General features: G+C 56.7%; 10 protein-coding genes. 2 read left to right on the top strand and 8 right to left on the bottom strand.

The window, feature by feature from the left end:
* Positions 1-29: 29 nt before the first annotated feature.
* Positions 30-116, top strand: coding sequence for a hypothetical protein (locus M5G20_RS30210; RefSeq protein WP_443218293.1), 87 nt, complete (start codon positions 30-32; stop codon positions 114-116).
* Positions 117-383: 267 nt separating this feature from the next.
* On the opposite strand, the gene M5G20_RS06235 is transcribed toward M5G20_RS30210, so the two are convergent.
* Both M5G20_RS06235 and M5G20_RS06230 read right to left on the bottom strand, forming a co-directional pair.
* Complete coding sequence (locus M5G20_RS06235) at positions 384-1,394, bottom strand: integrase (protein ID WP_273918395.1); 1,011 nt, start codon at positions 1,392-1,394, stop codon at positions 384-386.
* A 443-nt stretch (positions 1,395-1,837) separates the two neighbouring features.
* Entirely contained in the window at positions 1,838-2,350 is a 513-nt protein-coding gene (locus tag M5G20_RS06230) for a cupin domain-containing protein (RefSeq protein ID WP_273918394.1), read from the bottom strand.
* Positions 2,351-2,739: 389 nt separating this feature from the next.
* Between M5G20_RS06230 and M5G20_RS06225 the strand changes: the two genes are divergently transcribed.
* Positions 2,740-3,864 carry a hypothetical protein gene (locus M5G20_RS06225; protein WP_273918393.1) on the top strand — a complete coding sequence of 375 codons (1,125 nt, stop codon included), beginning with the start codon at positions 2,740-2,742 and terminating at the stop codon, positions 3,862-3,864.
* 270 nt (positions 3,865-4,134) lie between these two features.
* On the opposite strand, the gene M5G20_RS06220 is transcribed toward M5G20_RS06225, so the two are convergent.
* The 6 genes from M5G20_RS06220 to M5G20_RS06195 form a co-directional block, all read right to left on the bottom strand.
* A complete protein-coding gene (locus M5G20_RS06220; RefSeq protein WP_273918392.1) occupies positions 4,135-5,151 on the bottom strand; it encodes a succinylglutamate desuccinylase/aspartoacylase domain-containing protein in 1,017 nt (338 codons plus the stop codon).
* A 57-nt stretch (positions 5,152-5,208) separates the two neighbouring features.
* On the bottom strand, positions 5,209-6,207 hold the full coding sequence (locus M5G20_RS06215; protein WP_273918391.1) for a DMT family transporter: 999 nt from the start codon (positions 6,205-6,207) through the stop codon (positions 5,209-5,211).
* On the bottom strand, positions 6,207-6,905 hold the full coding sequence (locus M5G20_RS06210) for an ABC transporter permease subunit (protein ID WP_273918390.1): 699 nt from the start codon (positions 6,903-6,905) through the stop codon (positions 6,207-6,209). Before M5G20_RS06210 ends, M5G20_RS06215 begins: the two co-directional genes overlap by 1 nt.
* 18 nt (positions 6,906-6,923) lie before the next feature.
* Positions 6,924-7,637: an ABC transporter permease gene (locus M5G20_RS06205; RefSeq protein WP_075944585.1), complete on the bottom strand. Its 714-nt coding sequence runs from the start codon at positions 7,635-7,637 to the stop codon at positions 6,924-6,926.
* A 110-nt stretch (positions 7,638-7,747) separates the two neighbouring features.
* Positions 7,748-8,530, bottom strand: a complete 783-nt coding sequence (locus M5G20_RS06200) for a transporter substrate-binding domain-containing protein (RefSeq protein WP_273918389.1) — start codon at positions 8,528-8,530, stop codon at positions 7,748-7,750.
* A gap of 27 nt (positions 8,531-8,557) precedes the next feature.
* Positions 8,558-10,561, bottom strand: a complete 2,004-nt coding sequence (locus M5G20_RS06195; RefSeq protein ID WP_273918388.1) for an aminotransferase class I/II-fold pyridoxal phosphate-dependent enzyme — start codon at positions 10,559-10,561, stop codon at positions 8,558-8,560.
* Positions 10,562-10,780 lie beyond the last annotated feature (219 nt).

The raw sequence follows: 10,780 nt of genomic DNA, 5'->3' as shown, positions 1-10,780 counted from the left end.
TTTTCAATCAGCGCCGACATGGTGAGCTCATATGGCGACCAGGGCCGTACGGAAAATTCCTATCCTGCTCAACGTTTCCCAGGTGCAAATTCAAGCCGCCGAAGAAACATCTGTAATGGCGCCAGTCGTAAGCCAGCAAAATGGGCTCGTATATTCTGTAGGCAAGGGGTAGGAGGCTATAGTCTGAACGTTGTGCAGCTGGCCCTATGGGGTGTTTCTCACTCTAATGACGCTCTAGTGGCCTAGACATGCAAGCGGAGCCCGCAGGCGTGAGGATGGACGCCCGCAGGGCCGTGATGAGGCTGATGGCCGAAACACGGTTCACGACAGCCGTCCCCACCGGGGCGCGCTCAACGCATCCATTAGAATGCCAATTACAGTTCTCACTCAGCAACAGGCTTGCGACTCACCAACATAACCGTCAAACCGCGAATCTTCTCCGAGGCGATGGAGATCTCTGGATCATCAGACCCAGCTGCGCTGTCTGCCAAAGCGTCCCTGATGGAAACAAGGATGCGTCCGAGCGCTTTGGGGTTAAAGGAACTCCGATCATCTCTGGGGAAAATTGGGATCGATGGGAGAGGGTGGAGTGGATCAATATTCAGGTAACGCAGGTAACGATCAAAGACTTCATCGAAATGGGGTGACAGCGGCAGCCAGCCATCCTTGGCTGAGCGAAGCTCAACCCAACGTCCACCCGACCTACGATTGAACTGATCGAGATGACCGGGCGCCCTGGCGTTTCCCATGATGCTCCAGAGTTGGCGGCCCGAGTACCTGGCCATGATCAGGTACATCTCAATTATTCGGAATTCATGCGCCCCCATGAAATTCGGCAGCGATTTTAAGACCCATCCCAGCTCAGCATCGGTCAAAAAGCCGATCGCCTTGGGTTGCTTAAAAGCAAGATTAGGAAGGGGCTGCGCGGCAACGTTCTCGCGTGAGGCTGACATATCCTTGAGATAAAAATCCAAAAACTGCGTCGCGCAGCGAATCTCTCGCTTCCAGACATTTTTCTCGATTTCGCCGTCATCACCAATTGATCTGGAGTCGAGGAATGGGCGCCAGATTGGGTTTATTGACCAGCCCTCGAATCCGACGCCGGCTTCCTGCACGAAGCGCGCCTGTTTGCCGGACACAGTCCAAGCTTTTGGCGGGTTGAGCACAAACTCAGCGTAGCTCTCAAAGTCTTTGCGGCGCCAGTCAACGAGCGACAGGCCATGGGCAAAACTCCAATTGAGCATTTTCTCCAGCCCAGTGATGCAGCTGTGGTACTGACGGTGAGGATTTTCTGCGCCCCAATTATGAGCAATCCAGTTCACAAATCTGTCGACGTACCAGATGTTGATGAAGGGGTTGGCTGCCGGATCGATCTGGGCTAACCGATCAGCCACAGCGAGATTCGTAGGAAAGGCTCGATGCTGGTTTGGCCTCCAGTACACGTAGGGAGGGAAAATCGGGAATGGGATGAACGGCCGAGTCATGAAAGAACCAGGGAGCTAGAATGAGTGATGGCTCCTTTAACCTGTAGCAGAAAGCTGCAGCATTGCCATGGCGATTGTCATCGTCGAATGGGGTGGAGGATTGGGTGAAGCCAACCGGAGATTAGTGAGGGGCCATGAGCAGAGATAGGATTATGAATCCAACCCAAGTTTTTGATTTTCAGGGAAACGGGGGTTTGTGGGGATTTGACCGGAGGTATGTGGGATTGGACAGACCTCAAGCGTAGCTCCGTACAGATACATGATTTAACATAATATACATTATGCGTAACAAAGTATTACAGCATCAGGCTCGTTGCACGCAGATTTCAAGTCTCCAATCGACCCCTGAAATCTCATCGATCTGTCAGACTTTCAAACAATCCCAAATGCTCTGGAAACTGCTCGCTGAGTTGTCGTCGGCTCCCCATTTCCATATCCGCAAAATCAAACCCTGGCGAAACCGCTTCACTGATCAAACCGAATCCCGAAGAACCTGCCAATAGCCGTGATGCTTTCCAGATACCGCCCGGTACGTGTAACTGCAAACGTTGACCGGCGATAATGTCACTGCCCATTTCAATCGTTTTCAATCTGCCGTCTGGAAAAATCAGCGTGTATTCGATTGCATCACCCAAATGGTAGTAATGCACGATGTCTGACTTGTTCAGGTGGAAATGACCTATGGGTGAATCCTGGGTCAGCAAGTAATAGATAGACGTCATGCGGTATCGTGGGCCGCCCGCAGTGCTCAGCATGGTTTGATCGTCGGACTGAAACGTTCGACGGTAATAGCCGCCTTCCTGATGTCGAACCAGATCGAGTGCGGCGATTAATTGCTGGGTGGCGTCTGGTATCGTCCTGCTCACGCACTTTTCCTTTCTCAGGATTTTACTGCATTTGATAGATTTTAGCCGACGTTTGGCGATTAACTCGACTAAACAGGCATTTAGCGTAGTTATAATTTATTCGCCAAATAAAGGCTCTGGACGTCCTTCATCCCATCAGTCAGCGATTCGTGTTTTCGTTGATCATTAACAATTTTCGCGTGTATGCCAAACGCGCTTTACTTGCAACAAGCCAGGTCGGGGGCGTGTATTTGAGCGGTTTGTGAAAGTTTGCTGTTTGCGGATGACCAAGCATGTACCGGCGTGAGCAAGACACTTGCTCATTGCCAGCGCAGGGAGATCAGGTTCTGAACCGATCTGATTTTGCATTCTTGCGATCGACGCAGATATCAATTCCAAGGCCAATACATATGAATATAACCCCCACATCCTTGTCCTCCTCTTCACTTGACCTACGTCGAAAGCCACAATCAGCAATCAATCACAACGCTGAATCAATAACGAACATCAAGAATCTGATCGAAACCCTGCACGCCAACAACATCACCACAACAAAACCCTCGCTTGAAACATTGCTCAGCAAAGAAACACGGTCTCTGCACAATCAAGACAGCGACCTCACCACAATCAGTGCCTGCTGCAACGCTGAGACGTTACAACGCGGGGAATATAAATTTACCGATCTGAGGACCGACATCACTTATACGGTCGATCCCGTAAAAACCAATGCACTCATGTCCATACTCAACGATCACCTGCCCGAGAAATCGGTAAGTTTTTCGGTGCCTGCGGTCAGCTTTCATGACATGCAAATTGAGCCGTTGACCCCATCAGACTACAAGAGCGGTTTACCTTTCTTGCTGAGTTGTGAGACCCGGCATTGTGATTTCATTGGCGGGTTCGGTGGCAATTATCCTTTAGCGGAGTATCTGTCAGCCGACGGTATTTCTTGCAAGATCACCCGCGCCGCACATTACGTGGGGCATGTCAATGTGTGGAAAGATGTTGAAGGCAATATCCTGCTCGGAACGTTGGCCATCAATCAAGAAGCGGTCAAAACCAGTGTATTGAGGCAGACGCTTGAATTGTTTGCCAAAAGCTTGCTGGAGAGTAACCCGGATAGCCAAAAAATATTATTGGGAATGGGCGGAAAAAATCTTTCAATACTTTTTCCAAATCAATTTATGGATGGAGGGAATGGGCACTCTCCCTTGGGAAAAGTCCGGCATGAAGACAACGCCTTCGAAAAATTCCCTGATGAACTACAAACGCTGGAGCAGATTACCGGCATGCCTCCTTACGGAACGGTGAACTTAAATAATCAAGACAAAATCGGCATGAGCCCCAACAACAGGCTGGATATGAAAAACGCCGTGGTGTTCATGGATGAAAAAAAAGCCCTGTACGTCGACGTTAAAGCCAGTGAGTTGCTGGAGCAAATCCATACCAAGTCCGCCTATCGAGAGCAAAAAGACCGCAGGACAACGGAATGGCAAGACATTCAACAGCAAGGGGGAAAAACACCGTCTGGATAGGTTTAGTGAAATCGAGCTCCATCTTCTCCAGCAAGGTGTCACCGACGTCAAGCTTGAACACTCACAAGGTCAGGACGTAACGATATCGACGCCGCGAAAACCAGAAAATCTGCCTTATGCAGTACTGGATTCCCAACCGAATGGCGACCGCTTTGTTACTAAACTGAGGGTCGGTGGGCAACGCCCCCAGATTTAAAAAAACCTCGGGCAATGCTGACGGCAGCGCTTTCGCCGTCGCCAGCCAACCAACATTCAAAGAGCACTCAAGCATCAATTTGGGTCCAGCAACCCACCACTCCAGTGACGCGACACATTGCTGCCGGTGAACTTCGCCACCACCACGCCCTGCGAGATCAATCGATCGCGATAACGGGTGATCATGCGCCCGGTTTGTTCGGCCACCAGCACTACTTCTGAGGTCGGATCCCCCGGGCGGCGCAGGATCCGTGCGAACCGCTGGCCTTGCTCCACGACGTCACCCAGTTCTTTTTCGAAGATCAGCACACCGGGTTGTGGCGCGAGAATGGTCTCCATTTGCGCCATGTCCCTGACCTCGACGGGCCACTCGGGCCGTGTGGTTGCGCCGTCGATAACGCCGAAACCGCAGAGCCAGGCGTACAGGCCTTGTGCATCTTGCGTGGCGTACCGGTCGCTAACGTCGCCCTGCCCTCGCAATTCCAGGGTCGCGGCCAGGCGGCCCTGCGTGGTGCCTTCGCGCAACCACGGCGCAATGATGGTTTCCTCAAAGGAGCCATCGCCACCTTCGTCCCAGATGATCGCCAGTTCCATCTTCATTGCCGCCGCCAGTTCGTGGCCTTGGGGCCAGAAGCTGCGGTGTACATAGATATAAGGAAGTGCTTCGTCATCGGTGTGCAGATCGAGCATGACATCTGCCGGTGCGGCCAGTTGCACCAGTTTCTTCTGCCATTCATGGACATTGGTGGACGGTTGCTCCATCGCCGCAGACTGGTCAAAGCCTCGATTGAAGTTATGGCCGGTGGCATCGTGAAAGCGTCCCAGAATCCGCCCCTGGCGAAACTGGCCGATGCCCAGCGGGTTGGCCTGTGGCACCACGGTCACGCTGCCGTTGAGTCGGCCCTCAGCCTCCGCTACCGCAAGCTGCTGCATCAATAAATGCAGGACCAGCATCCCGGCAATTTCATCGGCATGCACCCCGGCCTGTAGATGCACCTTCGGCCCGTCGCAGGCGCCTTGGAAACGCCAGGCGCCCACCTGCACCGTATCGCCATTGTTGTTGCGAATGTTGAACGAAATATCCTGCGCCATGCCATTGTCCTTCCTACATGAACGTAAATAACCGACACGCGCCTGGCAGCAATCGGTCTATCGGCGATGCTCGACGGACTCTGGATCGAGTGGTGCGTCAACCCCTTCAGTCCGTCCATCGGGCTCCACATCTGCCGCTGCTGGATAAAGGGGCTGCGACACGGAGCATTCAGCACCGACGACGTCCTGTGAGGGATGCCGGCCAAAAATCATCGCCAGGGTGCCACTGACCGCGATCAAACCGGCGCCGATCATCAGCGACACATCCATCAGCGTGCCCCAGATCATGCTCGACAGCAGGAATGCCCAGATCAGACCGGTGTACTCAAACGGCGCCAGCACCGTCGCAGTGGCGCGCTGGAAACTGGCGAACAACAGGAACTGGCCGATGCCACCCAACAGCCCTGCCCCCAGCATGCCCAGCCATGCCGGCGTTGGTGCCGGCGTATGGGTCCAGGGCAACGCCAGCGCCATGCAGATGACGAACACCACATTGGTGATCAGCATCTGCTCCAGCACCGAGGTCTGGTCATCCACCTGGCGCAGCTGGATATAAGTGAACGCCCAGCACATCGCCGCCAGCAACGTCAGGACAATCGGCACCGGATTGGCCAGGTTGTTCGGGCGGCAAGCAATCACCACGCCGACAAAACCGACGATCAGGGTGAACCACTGCCCACCGGTGACGCGCTCCTTCAGAATCGCCGTCGCCAGCACCGTAACCATGATCGGCGCGGAAAAATACAGCGTGGTCATCTCAGCGAGCGTGAGATCGCGTGCCGCCGTGTAGTACAGCAACCACGCGGCAATCGACAGCAAGCCGCGTACCACCAGCAAGCGCCGGCTGGACGAACGCCACGCGCGGCGCACCAGTGACAAGCGCCCTATCAACAAACACGCAATCGCCACCACCAGCGCACGCCAGAACAAAATGGTGACCACCGAATAGTCGGCCACCAGCCACTTGATTCCGGCGTCCTGCAACGACAGGAATGCGTAGCCCAGTGTGCACAGGCCAATGCCCTGTAGCGAGCGGTCAACCAACGGTTTATTCATCATGCAGACCTGCGTACCGGCGTGCCCCGGCGTTCAACAAAGGCAAACAAGGCTTCGATGAGGAACGTCAGGCAGACGTAGACCCCGGCCACCAACAGCAACGGCTCGTACACTTGCAGGGTTTGCGCGCGAACGACGTTGGCCGCGCCCAGCAAGTCGATCACCGCGATGGTCGAGGCCAACGCCGTGGACTTGAGCAACATCACGGTTTCCCCGGCCAGGGTTGGCAGCAGTAAACGCAGTGCCCGGGGCAACCGCACGCGCAACAGTGACTGGCGAGCGGTCATGCCAAACGCGGAGGCGGCTTCCATCTCGCCTTTGGGTACCGCCAACAGGCCGCCGCGAATCACTTCGCCGACATAGGCACCCACCGACACCACCAGGGCAAACACGATGTACCAATAACCATCACGCAGGTACGGCCAGAGGAAACTGCCGCGAATCAGCGGGAACTGCGCAAACAGGCTGCCGAGGCCGTAGTAGAAAATGTAAATCTGAATCAGCAACGGCGTTCCGCGGGTCACGCTGGTATAGAACAGGCTGACCTTGGCGATGAGCTTGTTTTTCGAGATCCGTGCCAACGCCACCAGTACGGCCAAGACAAAACCGAAGACGCTGGAAATCAGCAGGATGGTGATGGTGGTTTGCAGCCCCCTGATCAACAGCGATGCGTATTCAATGGTCCACGCTGGAATCATTTCATTTACTCAGCCGGTTTAGTCAGCAAGGGGCATCCAGCGACGAATGCGTCGCTCAAGCCGTCCCGACAGGTAGTTGGACACCAGCGTCACCGCGTAATACAACGCCGCGGCCGTGAGGTAGAACAACAGGTAGTGACGCGTCGAACCCGCCGCTTGTTTGGCGGTGTACAGCAGTTCATTGGTGCCGACCACGCTGATCAGCGCGCTGTCCTTGATCAGGTTGATCCACAAGTTGGCCATCCCCGCCATCGCGTAGGGCGCCATGATCGGCAGCGTGACACGACGGAACAGGCCGAAACCGTGTAAGCCGAAAGCCTTGGCCGCTTCGATCTGGCCATAGGGAATCGCCTGGATCGCCGCGCGGAAAATTTCCGAGGCGTAGGCGCCCTGCACCAGGCCCAGCACCACGATCGCTGCCAACGGGCCGCTGACGTTGACCACCTCGTAACCGAGGGAGGTCATCAGTGAATTGAGCAGCATGGAACCGACGTAGTACAGCAGTAGGATCAGCAACAACTCCGGCACCGCTCGGAACAACGTGGTGTAACCGCGAGCCAGTGCGGCAATGGGTTTGGGCGCTCCCAGCTTGAGGCAGGCCACCACCAGGCCGATCGCCAGCCCGAGCACGAAGGCCCCGGCCGAAATCTGCAGGGTCATCCAGAGCCCCTTGAGCAGCGCCCCGCCCCATCCTTGCTCGCTGAAATTGATCAAATCAAACATGGCTGGCATTCGTATCTCCGGTTGGCAAACGCGATCCCATGCGGGAACTGGCTTGCCAGCGATGGCGGTGTGTCAGGTACACCTCGTTGTGCCGATCGCCAGCAAGCCGGCTCCTGCGGTCAGAACGTCGGTTTTACGCTGGTACCGAAGTAGCTCTGGGACAGGTCGTCATAGTCCTTGCTCGCCAGCAGTTCCTGGATTGCCTTGTCGAGCCTGGCCTTGAGTTCGGTGTCGTCCTTGCGCATGCCGGCGCCCACGCCTTTGCCGAAGATCGGGTCGTACGGCACCGCGCCGAGGTAAGCCAGGTCCTTGGCATCGGGGGTTTTGACGAAAGCGGCCATGGCAGTGCCGTCGGCCATCATCAGGTCGATACGGCCGGCAATCAGGTCGGCGTTGGCCGAGTCCTGGGTATCGTAGTACTTAACGTCAGCGATTTTTTCGTAGTAGGTCTTCAGGTAACTCGCACTCACCGTCGAGTTCTGCACGCCGATGATCTTGCCCTTGAGGTCATCCGGGTACTTCTTGACGGAGGCGTCTTTCGGCCCCACCACCGCGACCACCGAGTCGTAATAAGCCTTGCTGAACGCGATCTGTTTTTCCCGCTCTTCAGTCACTGACATCGACGAGAAAATCACGTCGATCTTCTTCGCCAGCAACGACGGAATGATCCCGTCCCACGCCACCTCCTTGATCTCGCACTCGGCTTTCATTTCGCTGCACAGCTTGTGGATCAGGTCGACTTCAAAGCCCTTCCACTCACCGCTGGCTTGTTTCTCGGTGTACGGCGGATAGGGTTCGGCCGCGACCGCGAAGCGAATGGGCTGTGCCTGTGCCGCGCTCATGCCGGCCAGCAGTACGCAGGCGGCGCCGGTCAACCAGTGTGCAAAACGTCGATTTCCCATGGTGTTTTCCCGTCTTTTTATGTGGCGTTAGCGAGTTTGATGAGCGTTGACGAACTGCCGGCAACGCTCGCTGCGTGGGTGTACGAACACTTCGTCCGGCGAACCGGTTTCCTCGATCAGCCCTTGATGCAAGAAGGCGACTTTGGAAGAGACATCGCGTGCGAAGGCCATTTCATGGGTCACCAGGATCATGGTCCGGCCTTCTTCGGCGAGGGAGCGGATCACCCGCAGCACTTCCCCGACCAATTCCGGGTCGAGTGCCGAGGTGGGTTCATCGAACAGCATGACCTTGGGCCGCATGGCCAGGGCCCGGGCGATGGCCACCCGTTGTTGCTGTCCCCCGGAGAGAAACGCCGGGTACTCGTTGCGCTTGGCTGCCAGCCCGACGCGTTCGAGCAAGGCTTCGGCCCGTTCGGTGGCCTCCGCTTTGCTTTCACGAAGGACCTGGGTCGGCGCTTCGATGAGGTTTTCCAGCACCGTGCGATGGGGCCAGAGGTTGAAGTTCTGGAACACCATGCCGAGGCTGGAACGGATGCGCACCAGTTGCCTGGCGTCGGACACCAGCGGCGCGCCGGGGCGGGTGTGGTTGAGGTGAATGCTTTCGCCGTCCACTAGGATGCGCCCCTGATCCGGCACTTCGAGCATGTTGATGCAACGCAGCAAAGTACTTTTGCCCGAGCCACTGGCGCCGATCAGCGAGATCACTTCGCCTTCGCGGGCGGTCAGCGATACGCCCTTGAGCACCTCGATATTGCCGAAGCGTTTATGCAGGTGATCGACTTCGATCATGGTCCGCGCAGCGACCGGCTCGACCGCTGCCTCGGTGGCGACGCTGGTGATCACCGGTCGCGGCGCTTCGCCCTTCAACACCAGAACGAAATCACGAATGCGCTGACAGGCCTCGGCCAGTTGCTCTTCCCCCAAGGTAAAGGACAGCCGCACAAAACCCTGCGCCGGTTCACCGAAGGCGGCCGCGTCCAGCACCGATACCTTCGCTTCACGCAACAGCCGCCAGGCGAACTCCAGCGAAGTCAGGCCAGTGCCGCGCACGTCCACCAGCACGAACATCCCTGCATCAGGCGTCAGCACTGATATGCCCGGGCAATCGGCCAGCCCGGTCACCACCCGATCACGGCGACGACGATAGATCTCGCGCATGCCGTGGGTCACTTCATCGTGGGCTTCGACAGCCTTGAGTGCGGCTTCCATGACGAATCCCGGCAAGCCGTAGAGCATGCTCAGCACCAGGGTTTCGGCATGTGCGATCAGGGCCGGTGCGGCAACGATCCAGCCGATGCGCCAACCGGTCATGGCGTGGGATTTCGACAGGCTGCCGATGACCACACAGCGCTGGGCCATACCGGGCAACGCCGCCAGGCTAAGGTGTTCGCGCTCGAAAGCCAGGCTCTCATAGACTTCATCGACCACCACCCACAGGTCGTGGGCGATCGCCAGGTCTGCGATGGCTTGCAGCTCTTCTCGGTTAAGCACGACGCCCGTGGGGTTGTTGGGATTGGACAGGAAAATCGCTCGGGTTCTCGGGGTAATGGCTTTGGCCAGCACGGCCGCGTCGAAGCGGAAATCATCCATCGCCGAGCACGGCACCCGCACCAGCGTGGCGCCCGAGCCTTTGAGCGTCGCTTCGTAGGTCACGTACATAGGATCGAGCGCGATCACCTCGTCACCCGCACTGAGCAGGCACATCGAGGCGACGAACAAGGCGTTCTGCGCGCCGGCCACGGTAATCACGTTTGCAGCCTGCACCTCACGCTCGAACAATTTGCCGTAGCGCGCAGCGATGGCGTCGCGCAACGCCTGGCGGCCGGCGATTTCAGTGTAGTGGGTGTCCCCTTCTCGCAGCGCCTGGATGGCAGCGTCGGTGATGAAATCAGGCGTCGGGAAATCCGGATCGCCGACACTGAGAATGATCACATCCTCACCATTGCGGCGGGCTTCGAACGCCGCATTGTGAATATCCCAGGCAGCAACGCCTTGTCCTGAGATCCGCTCAACAAAGGGTGAAAACCGCATGCCAGTGCCTCGTCCAATAGAAGAAACGCAAGCCCGCAACCAGCCGGGAAAGAAGGTGGAACGAACATAGACCAGGCTGAACACTCGTTCAACAGAAAACTCACGACGGTTCGCGTTCAGCGTAAACAGGTCGTTTTTACGACAGTGGTGGCGTTTTTGCGCAGCGCGGCGTTGAAACTGAACGGACGCCATTCAGGCGTCTATGCTGCTGTGATGTTT

The organism is Pseudomonas sp. TNT2022 ID1044 (assembly GCF_028656895.1).
In the GTDB taxonomy this organism is placed as follows: Bacteria; Pseudomonadota; Gammaproteobacteria; order Pseudomonadales; family Pseudomonadaceae; genus Aquipseudomonas; species Aquipseudomonas reinekei.
The sequence above is the reverse complement of the archived record's forward strand: the minus strand, read 5'-3'. Positions and strand labels throughout refer to the sequence as shown.

What these genes read in the sequence shown, in the direction of transcription:
- M5G20_RS06225 (WP_273918393.1), top strand. Translation starts at nt 2,740, where the DNA reads ATGAATATAACCCCCACATCCTTGTCCTCCTCTTCACTTGACCTACGT.
- M5G20_RS06220 (WP_273918392.1), bottom strand. Translation starts at nt 5,151, where the DNA reads ATGGCGCAGGATATTTCGTTCAACATTCGCAACAACAATGGCGATACG.
- M5G20_RS06215 (WP_273918391.1), bottom strand. Translation starts at nt 6,207, where the DNA reads ATGAATAAACCGTTGGTTGACCGCTCGCTACAGGGCATTGGCCTGTGC.
- M5G20_RS06210 (WP_273918390.1), bottom strand. Translation starts at nt 6,905, where the DNA reads ATGATTCCAGCGTGGACCATTGAATACGCATCGCTGTTGATCAGGGGG.
- M5G20_RS06205 (WP_075944585.1), bottom strand. Translation starts at nt 7,637, where the DNA reads ATGCCAGCCATGTTTGATTTGATCAATTTCAGCGAGCAAGGATGGGGC.
- M5G20_RS06200 (WP_273918389.1), bottom strand. Translation starts at nt 8,530, where the DNA reads ATGGGAAATCGACGTTTTGCACACTGGTTGACCGGCGCCGCCTGCGTA.
- M5G20_RS06195 (WP_273918388.1), bottom strand. Translation starts at nt 10,561, where the DNA reads ATGCGGTTTTCACCCTTTGTTGAGCGGATCTCAGGACAAGGCGTTGCT.